Genomic DNA, 20,392 nt, shown 5'->3' with positions numbered 1-20,392 from the left:
CTGACCGGCGGGGATGCCGCGCTTGGGGTAGGCGCGGAGGGGGTGTGCTTTTAGCACTTACTTACGAGTTGTGCTGTCAGCACGGATTTACAAGTCGAACATGCGCGCGGCCGATGCCTCTTGGCAACGGCTGCGTCCGCGATGCTTCCGTCCGGCGCCCGCCCCGCAGCGGGGTATGAAGGCGGTGCGGGCGCCGGACAGGCTCTGTGCCTGCCAGTCGGGGCGGGTCCTCGAAGGACTCGCCCCGGGGCTCAGCGGCTCTTACTGAAGGCCGGCCTTCTTGCACGCGGCGGCGTAGTTCGCGGTGCAGATGTCGGCGACGGTGTACAGACCGTCCTTGACGACCGTGTCCTTGATGTTCTTGACGGTCACCGAGACCGGCGTCAGCAGCTTGGCCTGGACCTTGTCACCGGAGCCGCTGGTGACCTCGGTGTCGGCCAGGGACTTGATGTCCTTGCCCTGGAGCAGGTTGACCGCGAGCTCGGCGGCGGTGTCGGCCTCCGGCTTGTAGGCCTTGTAGACCGTGGAGGACTGGGTGCCGGCGACGATCCGCTGGATGGCCGCGAGCTCGGCGTCCTGACCGGTCAGCGGGATGGTGCTGATGCCCGCACCCTTGAGGGTGTTGGCGATACCACCGGCCATGCCATCGTTGGCGGCGTAGACGCCCGCGATGTTCTTGGCGCCCAGTTGGGTGATGGCCGCGGACATCTTCTGCGCGGCGACGGTGTCCTTCCACAGGCCGGACTGCTCGTAGGCGATGTCGACCTTGCCGTCGAGGACCTTGTGGGCGCCCTCCTTGAACTGGCCGGCGTTCGGGTCGGCGTCGTCACCGTTGATCATGACGACCTTGGACTTCGCGGTCGCCTTGGAGCCGAGCGCGTCGAGCAGGGCCTGACCCTGGAGCTCGCCGACCTTGACGTTGTCGAAGGAGACGTACGCGGAGACCGGGCCCTGGGCCAGACGGTCGTACGCGACGACCTTGACGCCCTTGCTCACCGCGGAGGCGATGGAGGACTTGATGGCGGCGGAGTCCTGCGCCGAGACCACGATCACCTTGACACCCTTGGTGACCATGCTGCTCATCTGCTGGGCCTGCTTGCCCGGGTCGGCGGCGGCGTTGGCGTAGGAGACGGTGCAGTCGCTGCACAGCTCCTTGACCTTGGCCTCGAAGTACGGCTTGTCGAACTTCTCGTACCGCGCCGTGACGTTGTCGGGCAGGAGCAGGCCGATCGACTTGCCGCCCGAGCCCGAGCTGCTGCTGTCGCTGCCGTTGTCGTCGTCGCCGGCCTTGCCACAGGCGGCGGCCGAGACGGCGAGCGCCGAGATCGCGACGGATACGGCCACACGACGCATGAGCGTGTTCACTTTTGAAACCTCCCTGACGAGGCCGCGTCGTTGCGGCCGAGGTGGCTGGAAGTCAACTCGGCCGCACGTGCGACGTCAAGAAGTAAATACTTAACGAGATGGCAACGGCGTCCTGCGTTCTCTAAGTGAAGGCAGGTGTCGCTGCGTGCAGCGTGCTGTCCAAAAGGGTCGAATCACCCATCTCGCTGAGTGCGAGGGCGAGTGCTCCGAGCACCTCCGCACGACCCCCAAGTGCCCCGGGAAGCACGCTCAGTTGGCGTGCCGCACTGGGGATCGCATAGCGGCCGACAGACTCCCTGATCGGCCCGAGCACCAGCTCACCGGCCTCGGCGAGATCACCGCCCAGGACGACTCGGCTCGGGTTCAGCAAGTTGCAGAGATTGGCGACTCCACTGCCGATGTGTCGGCCGACGTCGGCGATCACCCGACGGCAGCCAGGGTCTCCGTCCCGTGCGAGTCGAACAACGCCTTCCATGGTGAGATCGGTGCCGTGGCTGGACTGGAGGAGCGGGAGCACATAGCGCGCGGCCGCGAAGGTCTCCAGACAGCCGCGGTTGCCGCAACGGCAGACGGGGCCGGACTCATCAAGAGTAATATGCCCGATTTCTCCCGCTGTGCCACCCGGGCCCCGGTAGATCTTGCCGCTGATGACCAGTCCGGCGCCCACACCGCTCGCGACCTTGATGTACGCCAGGTCCCGCACCCCCCGGCCACTGCCCCAGACCAGCTCACCCAGGGCGCCCAGGTTGGCGTCGTTGTCCACGTGCACGGGCACGCCCAGGCGCGCCTGGAGCTCCTCGGCGGGCTTGGTGCCGATCCAGCCCGGCAGGATGGCGGAGGAGCCCAGGGAGCCGGACTCCAGGTCGATGGGGCCGGGCACGCCGAGGCCCACCCCGGCGATCTTCGAGCGGTCCACGCCGGTCGCCTCGATCAGCCGGTTGACCAGCTGTTCCGCCCGGTCGAAGCCCTGGGTGGAGGAGGCGTCCACGTCCAGCGGCTCGGACTCCTCGGCCAGCACCTGATGGGCGAGGTTCCCGATCGCGACGCGCAGATGGGTGTGCCCGAAGTCCACCCCTATGACGATGCCGGCGTCCCCGCTCAGGGAGACCGCGCGGGCCCGCCTGCCACCCGCCGAGGTGGGCGTGACCTCGACGGTTCCGCCTTCCTTGAGCTCGCGGACGATGTTGGAGACGGTCGCGGCGGACAGTCCCGTGGTGCGTGCGATCTCCGCCTGCGTGAGCGACCCGGCCAGCCGGACGGCACGTACGACCCGCTCCAGGTTGGCTCGGTGCAGTGACGACTGCGACCCCGGAGTCTCCACGACGACCTCCTGCGCGCGGGACCGCAGCGATGAGGCCCCGTCTATGTCCAACTAGTGAACTCTAAGCTGAGCCGTTAGGGTCGCCTCCCGTCAAGAGGTTGAACAGTATCCGCGTTCTTGCCCATGCCGAAGGGGCGCCGCCCGTTCAAGATCCGGATCTTGAAGGGGTGACGCCCGTGCGGGCGGCCGAGCTCTACTTCAGGGCGCCCGCCGTCAGTCCGGCCACCACCTGTCGCTGGAAGATGATGTAGGCCACGAGGACCGGGATCATCGCCATCACCAGACCGGCGAACAGGCCCGACCAGTCGCCCTTGTAGCCCTGGCTGGCCGCGAGTTGGACCAGCCCCTGGGTCAGCACCCGTTTGTCCGGGTCGGTGTTGAGCACCGTCGGCAGCATGTACTGGTTCCACTGGCCCAGGAAGTTGAAGATCCCCACGCTGATCAGGCCCGGCTTGGCCATCGGCAGCATGATCTGGAAGAACGTCCTGGAGTGCGAGGCCCCGTCCACGAAGGCCGCTTCCGCCACCGAGGTCGGCAGGGTGCGGAAGAACGCGGTCAGGAAGAAGACCGTGAACGGCAGTGAGTAGGCGATGTAGACCAGGATCAGACCGTGGATCGTGTTCAGCAGGCCCATGTTGTTCACGACGTAGAACAGCGGGACCAGCGCCAGCATGATCGGGAAGCTCATGCCGCCGATGAACAGGAAGTAGATGAAACGGTTGCCCGGGAAGTCGAACCGGGCCAGCACGTACGCCGCCATCGAGCCGAGCACCAGGGTGCCGATGAGCGAACCCGCCACCACCAGAATGGTGTTGAGGAAGTAGTCGCTCATGTTGGCGTCGGTCCAGGCGCGCGACCAGTTGTCGAAGTGCAGCTTGTCCGGCAGCGCCCAGGGCGAGTTGAAGATAGAGCTGTCGTCCTTGAAGGACGTCATCACCGCCCACAGCAGCGGCATCACGACCATGAACGCCCACAGGATGAGCATTCCGTGCGAGAAGACGTTGAGGACGCCGCCCTCCTTCTTCTCCTTCCGGGCCGGGCCGCCTCGGGTGTCGGTCTTGGCGACGGGAGTACCGGACTCGGCCGGTACGGGGGCAGGGGTGTCGGTCGTCTTCATCGGATCAGTACTCCAGCCGCTCGCGCCGGCCCAGCCGCATCACCAGCGCGGCGAACGCCAGCGTGACGACGAGCAGGGCGACGCCGATGGTGGTGGCATAGGCGGCCTGCCCGTCACGGAACGCCTTCTGGTACACGTACAGGACCATGACGGTGGTCGAGTAGTCGGGGCCGCCGGGCCCGGTCGTCATGATCTGTACGACCGCGAACGACTCGGCGCCGAGAGCCAGGATGCCCATGTAGACCCAGCCGGACTGCACGGTGTCCCACAGCAGCGGCAGGGTGATCCGGAAGAACGTGCTGGCCCGCCCCGCCCCGTCGAGCAGCGCGGCCTCGTACAGGTCCGCCGGGATGGAGGCCATACCGGCGCTGAACAGGACCACGAAGAAGCCGACCGTGGACCACACGAGGACCGCCATCACGGCCCACAGGGCGAGGCTCGGGTCGCCCAGCCACAAAGGCTGGACGCTGCCGAGCCCGATTCCGCGCAGGATCGAGTTGATGGCACCGCTGTCCGGGTTGTACGCGAAGGCGAACAACAGGGCGACGATCGCGATCGAGAGGACCTGCGGGAAGAAATACACGATCTTGTAGAAGGAGGAGCCCCGGACACCGGTGACGACCGGGCCTCCCCTTCTCTTCCGTCCGCCGACATTGATCATGAAGGAGAAGAACAACGCCAGGCTGATCGTCACCAGCGGCAGCACGAGCGCGAAGATCAAGCTGTGCTGCAAGGACTTCCAGAAGATCTCGTCGTCCAGCATCCTCCGGTAATTGTCCAGGCCGACCATCTTGAATTCGGGGCTCAGGCCGGTCCAGTCCGTGAACGAGTAGTAGATGGACTGGATGAACGGCCAGACCACGAATAGCGCGTACAGTCCCAGGGGCAGCGCCAGAAACCCCACGATGAACCGGTACTTGCCGTGCTGCATCGCCGCTCCGTTGCCGTTACTGGTGCTTGTAGTGCTTGATCGACGAGTCCTTCGCGGCCGCGTCGGCGAAGCCCTGGATCTTCTTGATGGCCTCCGCCGGAGTGAGCCGTCCTGCCATCATCTCGCCGAGGCCCGCCACACCGATCTGCTCCTTCTGGAGCTGGACGTACCAGTCCTGCAGACGCGGGTTCACCACGTTGTCGCCGGCCTTCTCCAGCGCGGCCACACCGGACTTCAGGCCCGGGGTGAGGGTGATGCCGTCGGTGCCGCCGTTGTAGGCGGTCAGGGACTTGACCTTGGACGTGAAGTTCTTCGAGGACGCCTCGCTGAGCATGATGCGCAGCTGCTCCATGCCGCCCGCGGTGTTCTTCGCCTTGGCCGGGACGATGAAGGGTTCACCGCCGGAGGCCCAGATGGTGCCGAAGGGCATCTTGTCGGAGGAGTCGATGCCGGTGGGCGCGGAGACCGCGAGGTCGAAGTCCTTGGGGATGACGTTGGCCGACTCGTTCTCCACCCAGGAGCCGTTCGGGATGAACAGCGCCTTGCCCTGGGCCCAGGCGGTCTGCGACTGGATGTGGTCGAGGCCGGGGGTGCCCTTGAGGACGTAGCCCTTCTTGTAGAGCTCGTAGTAGGCGTCGAAACACGCCTTGACCGCCGGGTTCTTCCAGGCGTTCGGCTCCAGGTTGTCGATGGCGTCGAGGACCTCGACACCGCCGACCTTGGCGATCATCGGGTAGAGCGAAAAGGGGATGTAGTACGGGTACTTGCCCGCGTACGTCCAGCCCGCCATGCCCTTCTTCTTGGCCTTCTCGCACACCGCGAGCATCTGGTCCCAGGTCTCCGGGTACTGCTCGTCGAGCGAGTCGAGGGCCTTCTGGGAGTACCAGACGCCGTAGACCGTGTAGGCGTAGTACATGATCCACACCGGGTCGCCGTCGAACTGGCCCATCTCGACGATGCCGGGGCGCAGGGTGTCGCGGACCTTCTTGTTCGGGTCGTCGTAGGACGGGGCGTCCAGGAGCGGGGTGAGGTCGGCGAGCTGGTTCTTGCCGACCAGGACGCCCATGTCCATCTGCTCGGCGCCGGAGTTGTCGATGAGGTCCGGCGGGGTGCCCTGGTTGAAGCGGGGCTGGAGCGTGGACTGGATCTTCTGGGTGGCGGAGAACTTCACCTTGGCCTTGGGGAAGTTCGTCTCGTAGATCTTCACGGCGTCCTCGGCGTACTCCTTGCCGAAGCCGCCGTCGAACAGGACGAACTCCATCTGCGCGGTGTCGTTGACGGCCAGGGGGTTCTTGGCGGTCTTCTTGCCCGCCTTGGCCTTGTCACCGCTGTCGTCGCCGCCACTGCTGGCGCACGCGGACAGAAAACTCATCGTCGGGACGGAGATCAGACCGAGTGCGGCCGACCGCTTGATCAGATCGCGGCGGCCTACACCCGCGCTGCCGTTGTTGCTGTTCTCGGCGGAAGTGGATCCCATGCTCAAGTCCTCGCCTTCTCCAGGACTCAGGCGGTGAACCGGATCCTCCCCGGCACCGCGGTCAGGTCAAGCAGGTTCGTACAAGAGGGGTGAATCGCCGACAGGTATAGTCCACTTCCGGTCGGCGGAGCAAGATCGAACGCAATGTTGGCCTCGGGTGTTCTCTAGTTGAGACCTCGCGGAAATATGAGCGCCCTGTGCGAAGCTTGCCGGAAAAATCCGCGACATACGCCCCGAATGCCACAGCCAACCCCCTTGACATCCCTGTCCACTTGGGCCACTACTGATCCTTGCACGGATTGTGTGACAACGTTGTCCGTCCTTGTGCAGGGAGGGTACTCGCCGATGGCTCGGTACAGAACTCGGCTCAGACGTAGTACGGCGGTCGTGATCACGGCCGCCTTTTGCGTGACCGTGGGCTCGCAGGGCGCGGCGGTCGCCCTGCCCGAGGCCCCGGCCCCGGCGGACCGGGGATTCACCTCCTCCTTCGAGGCCGGCGAACCGGCACCCGACTGGACCAGCAGCGTCGACGGCGACCGGGCTTCCGGCGTCGACGGCGGCTACAGCACCGGCATCCCGGGCAATGTCACCGACCAGGTCACGGACGTCCGGGCGAGCGCCGAGAACCCCGGCGGCGGCGAGGTGAAGGAGAACCTCGTCGACGGCGAGCCCGGTACCAAGTGGCTGGCCTTCGAGTCCACCGGCTGGGCCGAGTTCGACCTGGCCGAGCCGCTCAAGGTCGTCACCTATGCGCTGACCTCGGCCAATGACTTTGCCGAGCGTGATCCCAGGGACTGGACGCTGAAGGGCTCGACGGACGGCAAGGACTGGAAGACCCTCGACACCCGCTCCGGCGAATCGTTCGACGAACGGTTCCGGACAAAGTCGTACGACATCGCGGATCCGGCCGAATACCAGCACTTCCGGCTCGAGATCACGAAGAACAACGGCGCCTCCGGCATCCTCCAGCTGGCCGATGTGCAGTTGTCCACGGGCGGCGGCGAGGGGCCGGTGCCGTCGGACATGCTCTCGCTGGTCGATCGCGGTCCGAGCGGGTCGCCCACCGCGAAGGCGGGCGCCGGATTCACCGGAAAGAGGGCCCTGCGTTACGCCGGACGGCACACCGCGGACGGGCGGGCGTACTCGTCCAACAAGGTCTTCGACGTGGACGTGGCGGTGGATCCGCTGACCCGGCTGTCGTACCGGATCTTCCCGTCGATGGCGGACGGCGACCGGGACTACGACGCGACGAACGTCTCCGTGGACCTGGCCTTCACCGATGGCACCTTCCTGAGCGATCTCGGGGCGCGTGACCAGCACGGATTCGCGCTGTCGCCCCAGGGGCAGGGCGCTGCCAAGGTGCTCTACGTCAACCAGTGGAACAACGTGGTCTCGCGGATCGGGTCGGTCGCGGCCGGGAAGACCGTCGACCGGATCCTCGTCGCGTACGACTCCCCGAGCGGGCCGGCGAGGTTCCGGGGCTGGCTGGACGACGTGACGCTGGAGCGGGCCGCGCCGGAGAGGCCGAAGGCGCATCTGTCGGACTACGCGCTCACCACCCGCGGCACCAACTCCAGCGGCGGCTTCTCGCGCGGCAACGACTTCCCGGCTACGGCCGTGCCGCACGGTTTCAACTTCTGGACGCCGGTGACCAACGCGTCCTCGCTGAGCTGGCTCTACGACTACGCCCGCGCGAACAATGCGGACAACCTGCCGACGGTCCAGGCGTTCAGCGCGAGCCATGAGCCGAGTCCGTGGATGGGCGACCGGCAGACCTTCCAGGTGATGCCGTCGGCCGCCTCGGGCACTCCGGACACCGGCCGTGAGGCGCGGGAGCTGGCGTTCCGGCACGAGAACGAGACCGCGCGGCCGTACTACTACGGGGTGCGGTTCGCGAACGGGCTGAAGGCGGAGATGACGCCGACCGACCACGCGGCGGCCCTGCGCTTCACCTACCCGGGCGACGACGCGAGCGTGCTCTTCGACAACGTGACGGACCAGGCGGGGCTGACGCTCGACAAGGACGCCGGGGTGATCACGGGGTACTCGGACGTGAAGTCCGGTCTGTCCACCGGGGCGACCCGGCTCTTCGTGTACGGCGTCTTCGACAAGCCGGTGCAGGACGGTTCCGCCGCCGGGGTCAAGGGCTATCTGCGCTTCGACGCCGGTTCGGACCGGACGGTCACGCTGCGGCTCGCGACCTCGCTCATCAGCCTCGACCAGGCGAAGGACAACCTGCGCCAGGAGATCCCGGACGGCACGTCCTTCGAGACGGTCCGGGACCGGGCCCAGCGGCAGTGGGACCGGCTGCTGGGCAAGGTCGAGGTGGAAGGTGCCACGCAGGACCAGCTGTCCACGCTGTACTCCAGCCTGTACCGGCTGTACCTGTACCCCAACTCGGGCTTCGAGAAGGTCGGTTCGAGGTACCAGTACGCCTCGCCCTTCTCCCCGATGCCGGGCCCCGACACCCCGACGCACACCGGGGCGAAGATCGTGGACGGCAAGGTGTACGTCAACAACGGTTTCTGGGACACCTATCGGACGACGTGGCCGGCGTACTCGCTTCTGACGCCCTCTCAGGCCGGCGAGATGGTCGACGGGTTCGTCCAGCAGTACAAGGACGGCGGCTGGACCTCGCGCTGGTCCTCCCCCGGGTACGCGGACCTGATGACCGGCACCTCGTCGGACGTCGCCTTCGCGGACGCGTACGTCAAGGGCGTCGACTTCGACGCGGAGTCGGCGTACGACGCGGCCCTGAAGAACGCGACCGTCGTGCCGCCGTCGTCCGGCGTGGGCCGCAAGGGCATGGAGACCTCGCCCTTCCTCGGCTACACCAGCACCGACACCCACGAGGGCCTGTCCTGGGCGCTGGAGGGCTACCTCAACGACTACGGCATCGCGCGGATGGGCCAGGCGCTCTACGCGAGGACCGGCGAGAAGCGCTACAAGGAGGAGTCGGAGTACTTCCTCAACCGGGCCCGCGACTATGTGAACCTCTTCGACGCGAGGGCGGGCTTCTTCCAGGGCCGGGACGCCGACGGCAAATGGCGTGTGGAGTCGTCGGGTTACGACCCACGGGTGTGGGGCTACGACTACACCGAGACCAACGGCTGGGGCTACGCCTTCACCGCCCCGCAGGACAGCCGGGGCCTCGCCAACCTGTACGGCGGCCGCTCCGGGCTCGCGGAGAAGCTGGACGAGTACTTCGCGACGCCCGAGACGGCCTCGCCGGACTTCGTCGGCTCCTACGGCGGGGTCATCCACGAGATGACGGAGGCGCGGGACGTGCGGATGGGCATGTACGGGCACTCCAACCAGGTCGCCCACCACGTCACCTACATGTACGACGCGGCCGGTCAGCCGTGGAAGACGCAGCGCAATGTCCGTGAGGTGCTGTCCCGCTTGTACGTCGGCAGCGAGATCGGTCAGGGCTATCACGGTGACGAGGACAACGGCGAGCAGTCGGCCTGGTATCTGTTCTCGGCGCTGGGCTTCTACCCGTTGGTGATGGGCAGCGGCGAATACGCGGTCGGCTCACCGCTGTTCACCAAGGCGACGGTCCATCTGGAGAACGGGCGGGACCTGGTGGTCAGGGCGCCCAAGAACAGCGCACGGAACGTGTATGTGCAGGGGCTGAGGGTCAACGGCCGTGCGTGGCAGTCGACTTCACTGCCGCACTCCCTGCTGGCCCGCGGTGGTGTCCTGGACTTCGACATGGGTCCCCGTCCGTCGAAGTGGGGCACGGGGAAGAACGCGGCTCCGGCGTCGATCACCCAGGACGACGAGGTGCCCACGCCGCGTGCGGACGTGCTCGTCGGTGACGGGCCGTTGTTCGACAACACCTCGGCGACGGACTCGGCCGTGACCTCGGTGGATCTGCCGGTGTCCAAGAAGGTCAAGGGCGTCCAGTACACGGTGACGTCGTCCTCGGACCACACGAAGGCGCCGAGCGGATGGACCCTCCAGGGCTCGGACGACGGGACCAGGTGGAAGACCCTGGACCGGCGGTCCGGGGAGTCCTTCGCATGGGACCGGCAGACACGGGCGTTCACCGTGAGGTCTCCGGGTACGTACGGGACGTACCGTCTGGTGCTCGACGGCGAGGCGGTCCTGTCGGAAGTCGAACTGCTCGCCTGAGCAGCAGCGTTGGGGGTCTCATGCAGGGTGTCGATCCGGCCTGGCTGCCGGACGGGGCGTTCCGGCCGATCGGCACCCGGCGGACCCTGATCCGTGGCTCGGGTCCACTGGTGGACACGGTCCACGGGGAGGTGGCCGAGGCATGCGAGCGGTTCGGGGGGAGCGTCTCGCGTGAATCCGGTTCGTACGACCTGGTGTTGGAGCTGGACGGTGACGACGGCTCCGAGGGGTTCGTGTACGAGCGGGGTGACGGGTGTACGACCGTCACCGCGTCCGGCGCGCGCGGACTGCTGTACGGGTTCTTCCATGTCGTACGGCTCGGGGAGACGGCGTTCCTCGGTGATGCTCGACGCACGTCGCATCGACCCGAGTCGGCGCTGCGGATGCTCGATCACTGGGACAACGTGGCCGTGCATCCGGTCATGGGGCAGGTGGAGCGCGGGTACGCCGGCGGGTCACTGTTCTGGGAGGACGGGCGGGCGCGTGGGGACCTGGAGCGGGTGCGGGCCTACGGCAGGCTGCTGGCGGCCTGCGGGATCAACGCCGTGGCCGTCAACAACGTCAACGTGCACGCGACCGAGGCTCGGCTGCTGACCGACCGGATCGGTGAGGTGGCCGACATCGCGGGCGCGTTGCGGCCGTACGGCATCCGGACGCATCTGTCGGTCACGTTCGCCGCGCCGGTCGTGCTGGGCGGGCCGCCGAGCGCGGATCCGCTGGACGAGTCGGTGCGGGCGTGGTGGGCCGAGGCGACCGCCCGGGTGTACGCGGCGATCCCCGACTTCGGCGGGTTCGTGGTGAAGGCCGACTCCGAGGGACAGCCGGGCCCGTTCGCGTACGGGCGCAGTCACGCGGACGGCGCGAACATGCTCGCCGCCGCGCTCGCGCCGCACGGCGGCACGGTCCACTGGCGGGCCTTCGTCTACAACCACCACCAGGACTGGCGGGACCGCTCGACGGACCGGGCACGGGCCGCGTACGACCATTTCGTGCCGCTGGACGGGGAGTTCGCCGACAACGCCGTCCTCCAGGTCAAGCACGGGCCGATGGACTTCCAGGTGCGGGAGCCGGTCTCCCCGCTGATCGGGGCGATGCCCGGCACCCGGCTGGCCGTGGAGTTGCAGGCGACGCAGGAGTACACCGGGCAGCAGCGGCATGTGTGCTGGCTGGGGCCGATGTGGAGCGAGGTGCTGCGGTTCGGGATCGACGGGAAGTCCTCGGTGGGCGCGCTGGCGCGTGGCGGGCTCGTCGCCGTGGCGAACGTCGGGGACGACCCGTTCTGGACGGGTCATCCGCTGGCTCAGGCGAACCTGTACACCTTCGGCCGGCTCGCCTGGGATCCGGACGCCGACCCGCACCAGGTCCTCGACGAGTGGATCCGGCTCACCTTCGGGTCCGGGCCTGCACTCGCGGCGGGCGTGCGCTCGATTCTGGACGGCTCATGGCGGACGTACGAGAAGTACACCGCTCCCCTCGGTGTGGGGTTCATGGTCCAGCCGGGGCACCACTACGGGCCGAGTGTGGACGGCTACGAGTACAGCCCCTGGGGCACCTATCACTTCGCCGACCGCGACGGCGTCGGTGTCGACCGGAGCGTGGCGAGCGGGACCGGGTACGCGGGGCAGTACGCGAAGCCCTGGGCCGACGTGTACGAATCGTCTCTCTCGTGCCCCGACGAGCTGCTGTTGTTCTTCCACCACGTGTCGTACAGGCACATGCTGCACAGCGGCAAGACGGTGATCCAGCACATCTACGACACACACTTCGAGGGCGTGGCGGAGGTCGAGGCAGCCCGGGAGCGGTGGGCCTCGCTGGTGGACCTCGTGGACCCGGCGCGCCACGCACGGGTGGCGGAGCGGTTCGAGGAGCAACTCCGCAGCGCCCGCGAGTGGCGCGATCAGGTCAACAGCTACTTCTTCCGGAAGTCGGGGGTGGCGGATGAGCTGGGGCGGACGATCTACCTGTGATCTTGCGCAGTGCTCCCCCGTTCACGGGGGAAGTGAAGCGCGTCTCGATACTGCTCTGGCTTCGGCTGGGGCACGGATCTGTGCTGTTGGCCTCAGCCAGGTCACATGGGGCGCTCCCGCCACCGTAAGGCAGGCAGGAATCTCCCTCGTTCATGAGGGAGAGCACTTCAATGAGCACGGAGTACGGCGACGCCCAGCGGGTCGAGGGTGAGAGGGTCGCCCGCCTCCACCTTCTTGCCGCTGAGCAGGTCGGTCGCGGTGGTGTGGGCCGTCAGCCCGGCCGGCTGCGCCGCATGGTTGAGGAGGAACAGCAGGCGGGCTCCGCCGGGGGCGACCCGGGCGGCCGTCTCCAGGCCCTCGTGGTCGGCGTAGGGGCCGATCAGGTCGTGGCGGGACAGGACGCGGCGGACCACCTGGTCGACGCCCGGCTGGTCGAGGGCGGTGGCGACGTACCAGCCCTCGCCCCGCCCGTAGGCGTTGCGGGTGACGGCGGGGGTCCCCGCGTAGAAGTCGGAGCCGTAGGTGGCGACCGTCTCGGCACCCCGGGGCTGCACGATCTCGAAGACGAGCCGTCCTGCTGAGGCGAGCTGGGGGATGGGCTGGGCGAACTCCGCCTGGCGGGAGTCCCATTCGTCGATCCGGATGCCCATGAGCGGGGCGAGGGGGCCGGGGACGTCGGTGAGGAAGGCACGGTCGTGTTCGTCGACGCGGCCGGAGAGGAAGGTGGCCAGGACCGTGCCGCCGCGCTCCGCCACCGCTTCGAGGCGGGCGGCGAGGTCGCCCTTGACCATGTGCAGGACGGGGGCGAGGACCACGTCGTACGGGGTGAGGTCGGCGGTGTGCGGGACGACGTCCACGTCGGCGCCGGCCTCACGGGCGGCCCGGTAGTAGGCGTGGACCACCTCCTGGTACTTCACCAGCCGCGAGGGGCCGTCGGAGATCTCCAGGGCCCACCAGCTGTCCCAGTCGAAGAGCAGGGCGGTGCGGGCGGGCGTGCGGGCACCGAGGGTCGCGTCGCCGAGCGTCTCCAACTCCACGCCCAGCGCCGCCACTTCACGGAACACCCGGGTGTCGTCGCGGCCCGCGTGGCCGATGACCGCCCCGTGGTACTTCTCGCAGGCTCCGCGGGAGGCGCGCATCTGGAAGTAGAGGGCCGCGTCGGCGCCGTGGGCGATCGCCTGGAAGGTGGTCAGGCGCAACTCACCGGGCCTGCGCAGGGGGTTGACGTCACGGCAGGCCGTCGTGGACGGGGTCTGCTCCATGAGCCAGAAGGGGGCTCCGTCCTTGAGGCCGCGCATCAGGTCGTGGGCCAGGGCGGCCCTGGTCGGCGGGGCGTCCAGGGGCGGGTAGCTGTCCCACGACGCGAAGTCGAGGTGGGGTGCCCAGCGGTGGTAGTCGAGAGGGCGAAACATGCCCATGAAGTTGGTCGTGACGGGGGTGACCGGATCATGGGTGCGGATCACCTCCTTCTCGGCGAGGAAGCAGCCGAGCAGGGCGTCGGTGGTGAAGCGGAAGTAGTCGAGCGTGATGCCCTGGAAGGCGGTGTGGTCCGGGCCCCGCCAGTGCTCGGTGAGGGCGTTGGGCGGCTCGATCTCCTCGAAGGAGGTGTAGCGGTGCGACCAGAAGGTCGTCCACCAGGCGTCGTTGAGGGCGTCGAGGGTGACGTACTTGTTCCGCAGCCAGTGCCGGAAGGCGTCGGCGCACAGGTCGCAGTAACAGACGCCGCCGTACTCGTTGTTGATGTGCCAGGCGAGCAACGCCGGGTGCTCCGCGTATCGTTCGGCGAGCCGCGCCGCCATCGCGGTGGCGCGTGCGCGGTACGCCGGTGAGCTGGGGCAGAAGTTGTGGCGCTGGCCGTAGCGGTGGCGGCGGCCCTCGAAGTCGGTGCGGTTCACCTCGGGGTATGCCTTGGCCAGCCAGGGCGGCAGGGCTGCCGTACCCGTGGCCAGACAGACCTGCCGGCCCTCGGCCGCCGCCCGGTCGAGAACACGGTCGAGGACCGTGAAGTCGTAGGTGTCCTCGGCGGGTTGGGTGACCGACCAGGAGAAGACGCCCACGGTGAGGGTGTCGATGCCGGCCCGGGTGAACAGTCGGTGGTCCGCGTCCCAGAACTCCTGTGGCCACTGCTCGGGGTTGTAGTCGCCGCCGTACGGGATCTTGGAGCTCGACGGGCTCATGTGGTGAAGTCCTCCTGGGTCTCGGCGATCACCGGACGGCTGCTGTGCAGCAGGGACAGCAGCAGCGGGGCGGCGAGCAGCGCGGGCAGGGCCTCGGTCAGTACGGCGGTCCCGGCGGCGGTCAGGACGAGCAGCGAGGCGGCGCCGAGAGTGGCGCTGCGGTGCCGGAACAGGAAGTGTCCTGCGAGGCGTGCGGTGTCCCTCGCCCGGAAGGCGAACAGGGCGGTGAGGACCAGCGCGTGTGCGCCCCAGAGCAGCGAGCCGAGGCCGATCGCCGCGAGCAGCACCGCCCACCAGCCGGGCAGGCCGGTGGCGGTGAAGTGGGTCAGGGTGAAGGCGATGACCGTGAGCCAGGCCAGCAGGGGTGTCCACAGCTTCAGGGAGGGGACGGCGTTGAGGCGCCAGCCGCGCCAGTAGGCACGGGCGGGGTGGAGCTCGGTGAGGTCGCGGTCGCGGTGCTGGAGGGCGTACAGGGCGGCGGCCGTCGCTGGACCGAGAGGCAGCAGGCATACGGCGGCGAGGGGGAGGTTGGCGGGGGCGGGGCTCAGCAGGAGCAGACCCGCGAGGCCCGGGGAGGCGGCGACGAGGAGCAGGGCCTCGACGGTGACGAGGGTGTGGATGAGGGCGGCGGCGCGGGAGAGGGAGCCGGTGCCGAAGGAGGGAGCGGCGGAGGCGGCGGGGTGGGGGGCGGGAGATGGGCTGACATCGGGCCCGGGGTTGCGCCGCACTCGGCTCGCTCTGCTCACCTCGGTCAGTCCGCTCACCTCGCTCACTGCGCCTCCGTCCCCAGCAGTCGGCGTTCGTCCCACCACTCCGGTGCCTCCTCCACGACCGGGGTCACCTCCACGAGCGTGATCTCGTGGCGGGCCAGCGTCAGGTCCAGTACGGTCCGGTCGTCCTCCACCGGCAGCCGCAGGTGCTGCCGGCCGGGCTCGGCGGCTTCGTGGAGTACGTCGAGCTGGTGCGGGCCGGGTGAGCGCGGGCTGCCCATCCGCTGCCAGGCCGTGCGGGCGTTGCCGTGCTCCTCGTCGACCACGGACCGCCGTACGAACGCCTCCCGCGCACCCCGCACCGGCACGGACAGGCGCAGCCGGTGCCCGGACGGCCCGGGTGTCCGGCCGCTCGCGTCGACCGGCGCCCAGGCGAGGACGGTCACCCGGCCGTCGGGGTGCCGGGTGACCAGGTGGTCGGCGCCCCGGGTGAGCAGGTCGGGGCCCATGCGGGCCATGAAGGCGTACAGGTGGTACGTCGGCTTCTTCACCTGTCGGTGGGTGAGCAGACCGAAGCCGCCGTGGAAGAGAGCCGTGGGAGGCCCTGCCTCCTCGAACATGTCGCTGAAGGTCCAGTACGAGAAGGAGTCGACGTGGTCGCCGCCGCGTGCGAGGACCGGTGCCAGGTACGCCGCGTGGAAGGCGGTGTCGTGGACCGGGTTGTCGGGGCGGTAGGAGGAGTTGAACTCCGTTATGTGGACGGGGAGTTCAGCCAGCCGGGTGCCCTTCAGACGCTCGCGGGGCGTGGCGAACTGGTCCAGAAGGTCCTGGGCCGGTGCCAGGGTCTGGTGGGTGCCGAAGGGGACATGCTGCGCGGGACCGGAGGTGTAGGCGTGCTTCGACACGAAGTCGACCGGGACGTCGCGCTGTGCGGCGAACTGGGCGAAGTGGTCCAGCCACTCGTCCGCGGCCGGCGAGATCGCGGGGCCGCCGACCTGGAGATCCGGGTCGACGTCCTTCACCACGCCCGCCGTCACCTCGTAGAGGCGGTGATACGCCTTTTCGTCCGCGCCTTCCCAGAAGTCGGGCAGGTTGGGCTCGTTCCACACCTCGATGGGCCAGGTGCGTACCTCGTCGAGGCCGTAGCGGTCGATGAGATGCCTGAGTGTCGCCCGGACCAGGTCGGCCCACTCCTTCTCGGACCGGGGCGGGGTGACGTTCCCGTGCCACCAGAACACGGTCTGCTCCCCCGACGCCAACTCCGTGGGCATGAAGCCGAGTTCGAGGAAGGGCCGGATGCCGAGTTCCAGGTAGGCGTCGACGACCTGGTCGACGTACGTGAAGGAGTGCCGGACGCGGCGGGTGCCCTGCCACTCGTACGGCCGGTACACGCCCATGCCGTCGCTCAGCAGTCCGTGTCCCCGGATGTACCGGAAGCCGATCTCGCGCTGGAGCAGCTTCAGGGAGTCCTGGTAGTCGCGGCGCAGGGCGAGTTCGATCCGGCCGGTACCGACGCAGTGCCGCCAGGCGTCGGACAGGGGGCCGGACGGCTCGGCGGGGACGCGGAAGATCACCCGTTCTCCTTCTTGAACCGGTCGTGCGCCTTGTTGTGCAGGTCGAGGAGTTGCTGCATGTTCTTCGCCTTCAACTCGGCGACGAACGCGCCCCATTCGGACATCGGGCGCTTGCCGAGCACGAACTGGAGGGTGTTCTGGATGGCGTGGTCCTTGAGCGGGGTGTCCCAGAGGGTCGCCTGTTCCTGCTCGAAGGACTGCAGCGGGTGGGCCGGGTCGACGGGCAGTCCCTTGCGCTGGGACATGACGTCCTGGAACTTCTTCTCGTCCGGGCTGAAGTTGGAGGACACCAGCTCCCAGCTGCCGCCGTAGGTGAACACGCCGTTGAAGAAGCCGTAGTCCTTCTGGAGGTCCTTCGGGGCGTCCGGGTCGGAGCCCATCAGTGAGATCCCGGGCTTCAGCGTGTACGTTCCGCCGGACTCGGTGTAGGTGACGCCCTCCACGCCCCACTTGCAGAACTTCTGGCCCTCGTCGGAGTACCAGAGCCAGTCCACGAACTGCATCATCGCGACGAAGTCGGCGCTCTTGAGGGCCTTGCTGGAGATCATGACCCCGTTCTCCAGCCGGATGCCGCTCAGCAGGACCGGGCCGGCCGGGCCGAGGGGCACCGGGACCATCTCGATCTTCGAGCCCTTGACCTGCTTGTTCAGGTTGTAGCGGTAGTTCTGCACCAGCTCCTGCGGATTGGCGCTGATCACGTAGGACTTCTCGGCCAGCAGCTTCTGCACGGCCTGGTCGTCCTGCTGGGTGAAGCTCTCGGGGTCCAGCAGCTTCTCGGCGACGATCTTTCTCAGGTACTCGATCATCTGCCGGTAGGCGTCCTGGGTCGCGGTGAAGACGAACTTCTGCGCCTTGGTGTCGAAGCTGAGATTGTCGTAGGTCCAGCCCGCTTTGACGCCGTACGCCTGGCCGAGGTAACTGAACAACGCGCCGCACGGGAACGGGGTGTTGGTGCTCCAGCGGTCGGTCCACGGGTACTTGTCGGGGTACTCCGCCTTGAGTGCCTTGAGGACGTCGTACACCTCGTCCCAGGTCGTGGGCAGGGTCAGTCCGTGCTTGTCGAGGATGTCCGTGCGGAAGGACAGCGAGTAGCCGGACCGGGGCCTCTCGTGCAGGCCGGGCAGCAGGTAGTACTTGCCGTCGGACTGGCGGATGGAGTCGAGTTCCGGCTCCAGGTGCCACTTCTTCACCTTGTCCCGGAAGTTGGGCATCAGGTCGACGTACTCGCTGACCGGGAGGATCGCGCCGGAGGACACGAACGCCACCTCCGCGGGGTGGTACGTCTTCGGGATCAGGAAGGGTGCGTCACCCGCGCCGATGAGGACGCTGCGCTTCTTCTCGTAGTCGGCCAGCGGGACGTCGAGGGGCTTGATGGTGACGCCGGTGCGCTTGGTGACCTCCTTCCAGAACAGCCAGGTGTTCTTGAGGGGGTAGACCGGGTTGTCGTTGTGCAGAAGGGAGAAGGACAGCGCCTTGGTGGCCTTGAACTGCTGCCCGGCCCGGTACTCCTTCATCGCCCCGTTCTGCTTCTTGGAAAGGTCCTTGGAGTCGCCTCCGTCCTCTCCACCGCCGCAGCCGGTGAGGCTGGCGAGGCCGATGAATCCCGCGGCGGCCAGGATCTGACGCCGTGACAGCTGTCCGGTGTTCTCCACGGATACTCCCTTGTTCCGTAAGTACATTGATGGACTGTCAGCCCTTGACCGCGCCGAGCATCACGCCCGAGACGAAGAAACGCTGGACGAACGGGTACACGCAGATGATCGGCAGCGCGGTGAGCACGATCGTGACCGCCTGGATGCTGGCGCCGACCTGGCTGAGCTCCGCGGTTCCGGCGCCCGCGTTGCCGCCGCCGGTGGCGCCCGCGATGAGATTGCGCAGATAGACGGTGACCGGCATCAGGTCGGAGTGGTCCATGTAGAGGAACGCGCTGAACCAGGAGTTCCAGAAGGACACCGTGTAGAAGAGCACCATGGTCGCCACCACCGCCTTGGACAGCGGCAGCACGATCCTGAGCAGGATGCCGTAGGTGCTCAGGCCGTCGATCTGCGCGGCCTCCTCCAGCTCGGTCGGCAGGCTCTCGAAGAAGGCCTTCATCACCAGCAGGTTGAAAACGCTGATCGCGTTGGGCAGCGCGATGGCCCAGACGCTGTTCTTCAGCCCGAGGTGGGTGACCAGGAGGTAGTTCGGGATCAGACCGCCGGTGAAGAACATCGTGAACACGGCGATGCCGACGAGCAGCCCGCGCCCTCTGAGGTGCTTCTTCGACAGGACGTAGGCGTAACAGGTCGTCAGGACCATGGCCACGACCGTCGACACGACGGTGTAGAACACGGTGTTGCCGTAGTTCCGCCAGAACATCGAGTCCTGGAACACGATCCGGTACGTGGTGAGGTTGAACCCCTTGGGCCACAGGGCCACTTCTCCGGCCCGGATCTGCCGCTCGCCGCTGAAGGACCGGGCGAGGATGTTGACGAAGGGGTAGAGGGTCACCAGCACGACGAGGGTGAGGATCACCCCGTTGACGCCCTGGAAGACCCGGTAGGAACGGCTCGGCTTCACCACAGGCTGGTCCCCACTGTGCGGCGCGAGAGCGTGTTGGCGGTGGTGATCAGGACCAGGCCGATGACCGCCTCGAACAGCCCGATGGCGGCGGCGTAGCTGAAGCTGTTGGATTCCACGCCCGCCCGGTACACATACGTCGAGATCACGTCGGCGGTCGGGTAGGTCAGCGGGTTGTACAGGAGCAGGACCTTCTCGAAGCCGACCGCCATGAAGGTGCCGACGTTGAGGATCAGCAACGTGACCATGGTGGGGCGGATGCCGGGCAGGGTGACGTGCCAGATCTGCCGCCAGCGATTGGCGCCGTCGATGCGCGCGGCCTCGTACAGGTCCTCGTCGATGGTGGTGAGTGCGGCGAGATAGAGGATCGTGCCCCAGCCCGCGGTCTGCCAGATCTCCGAGCCGACGTAGATCGTGCGGAACCAGCCGGGTTCCTGGATGAAGCGGATCTCGTCGTGGCCGAGCCGGCCGAGGGCGTGGTTGACCGGGCCGTCCGTGGCGAGCATCTGCAGGGTGAGGCCCGCGACGATCACGATCGACAGGAAGTGCGGGAGGTACGACACCGACTGCACGAACCGCTTCAGGGAGCGTCGGCGCACCTCGTTCAGCAGCAGGGCGAGGACGATCGGGATCGGGAAGCAGAACACGAGCGTGAGCCCGCCGAGCCACAGGGTGTTGCGGAACACCTGCCAGAAGGTCGGGTCGCTGAGGAACATGCGCACATAGCGCAGCCCCACCCAGTCCTCGCCGAACATCGAGCCCCCGGGCTCGAAGCGCCGGAACGCGATCACGTTGCCGATCATCGGCAGATAGCGGAAGACCAGGAAGAACAGCAGCGGCAGGACCGCCAGCGAGTACAGCTGCCAGTCGCGGCGCAGGGCCCGGCGCCATCCGCTGCGCGGCGCCGGGCGGGCGACCGCTCCGGACGGTTCTTCGATGCCGGGTGGTGGAGAGGCCGACTTGACGGATGTGCTCATGCTCGGTCCTCTCAGACGGAGGCACGGAACCGAAACTTTCGAGCTGTTACCGGTAACTGCGCGGCAACTTAGAGGCACGA

13 protein-coding genes are annotated in these 20,392 nt (G+C 67.7%); 2 read left to right on the top strand and 11 right to left on the bottom strand.

Annotated features, from left to right (window positions below; genetic code table 11):
* Positions 1-261: 261 nt before the first annotated feature.
* The 5 genes from QF027_RS36095 to ngcE form a co-directional block, all read right to left on the bottom strand.
* The gene (locus tag QF027_RS36095; protein ID WP_306986498.1) at positions 262-1,353 is read right to left on the bottom strand and encodes a sugar ABC transporter substrate-binding protein; all 1,092 of its coding nucleotides are present in this window, start codon (positions 1,351-1,353) and stop codon (positions 262-264) included.
* 133 nt (positions 1,354-1,486) lie between these two features.
* Complete coding sequence (locus QF027_RS36090) at positions 1,487-2,686, bottom strand: ROK family transcriptional regulator (RefSeq protein WP_307082628.1); 1,200 nt, start codon at positions 2,684-2,686, stop codon at positions 1,487-1,489.
* Positions 2,687-2,879: 193 nt separating this feature from the next.
* Positions 2,880-3,803: a carbohydrate ABC transporter permease gene (locus QF027_RS36085; protein ID WP_306975201.1), complete on the bottom strand. Its 924-nt coding sequence runs from the start codon at positions 3,801-3,803 to the stop codon at positions 2,880-2,882.
* Between the two features lie 4 nt (positions 3,804-3,807).
* Entirely contained in the window at positions 3,808-4,734 is a 927-nt protein-coding gene (locus QF027_RS36080; protein WP_306975203.1) for a carbohydrate ABC transporter permease, read from the bottom strand.
* 16 nt (positions 4,735-4,750) lie between these two features.
* Positions 4,751-6,211: an N-acetylglucosamine/diacetylchitobiose ABC transporter substrate-binding protein gene (ngcE, locus tag QF027_RS36075; RefSeq protein WP_306975205.1), complete on the bottom strand. Its 1,461-nt coding sequence runs from the start codon at positions 6,209-6,211 to the stop codon at positions 4,751-4,753.
* 408 nt (positions 6,212-6,619) lie between these two features.
* Between ngcE and QF027_RS36070 the strand changes: the two genes are divergently transcribed.
* Together QF027_RS36070 and QF027_RS36065 are read left to right on the top strand one after the other, a co-directional pair.
* Positions 6,620-10,348 carry a GH92 family glycosyl hydrolase gene (locus tag QF027_RS36070; protein WP_307082626.1) on the top strand — a complete coding sequence of 1,243 codons (3,729 nt, stop codon included), beginning with the start codon at positions 6,620-6,622 and terminating at the stop codon, positions 10,346-10,348.
* A 20-nt stretch (positions 10,349-10,368) separates the two neighbouring features.
* A complete protein-coding gene (locus tag QF027_RS36065; RefSeq protein WP_307079318.1) occupies positions 10,369-12,315 on the top strand; it encodes an alpha-glucuronidase in 1,947 nt (648 codons plus the stop codon).
* A 167-nt stretch (positions 12,316-12,482) separates the two neighbouring features.
* On the opposite strand, the gene QF027_RS36060 is transcribed toward QF027_RS36065, so the two are convergent.
* The 6 genes from QF027_RS36060 to QF027_RS36035 all read right to left on the bottom strand — a co-directional run bounded on the left by QF027_RS36060 (position 12,483) and on the right by QF027_RS36035 (position 20,312).
* Positions 12,483-14,492, bottom strand: coding sequence for a beta-galactosidase (locus QF027_RS36060; RefSeq protein ID WP_307079316.1), 2,010 nt, complete (start codon positions 14,490-14,492; stop codon positions 12,483-12,485).
* A complete protein-coding gene (locus tag QF027_RS36055) occupies positions 14,489-15,112 on the bottom strand; it encodes a DUF624 domain-containing protein (RefSeq protein ID WP_307082624.1) in 624 nt (207 codons plus the stop codon). Before QF027_RS36055 ends, QF027_RS36060 begins: the two co-directional genes overlap by 4 nt.
* A 149-nt stretch (positions 15,113-15,261) precedes the next feature.
* Positions 15,262-16,773, bottom strand: coding sequence for a GH39 family glycosyl hydrolase (locus QF027_RS36050; RefSeq protein WP_307082622.1), 1,512 nt, complete (start codon positions 16,771-16,773; stop codon positions 15,262-15,264).
* Positions 16,773-18,428 carry an ABC transporter substrate-binding protein gene (locus QF027_RS36045; protein ID WP_307079314.1) on the bottom strand — a complete coding sequence of 552 codons (1,656 nt, stop codon included), beginning with the start codon at positions 18,426-18,428 and terminating at the stop codon, positions 16,773-16,775. Before QF027_RS36045 ends, QF027_RS36050 begins: the two co-directional genes overlap by 1 nt.
* A 37-nt stretch (positions 18,429-18,465) precedes the next feature.
* Positions 18,466-19,338: a carbohydrate ABC transporter permease gene (locus tag QF027_RS36040; protein WP_306975212.1), complete on the bottom strand. Its 873-nt coding sequence runs from the start codon at positions 19,336-19,338 to the stop codon at positions 18,466-18,468.
* Positions 19,332-20,312: an ABC transporter permease gene (locus QF027_RS36035; protein WP_306975214.1), complete on the bottom strand. Its 981-nt coding sequence runs from the start codon at positions 20,310-20,312 to the stop codon at positions 19,332-19,334. Before QF027_RS36035 ends, QF027_RS36040 begins: the two co-directional genes overlap by 7 nt.
* Positions 20,313-20,392: the final 80 nt, after the last annotated feature.

Source organism: Streptomyces canus, assembly GCF_030816965.1.
Lineage (GTDB): Bacteria > Actinomycetota > Actinomycetes > Streptomycetales > Streptomycetaceae > Streptomyces > Streptomyces canus_E.
Note: the sequence above shows the minus strand (reverse complement) of the source record. Positions and strands in the feature narration are given on the sequence as shown.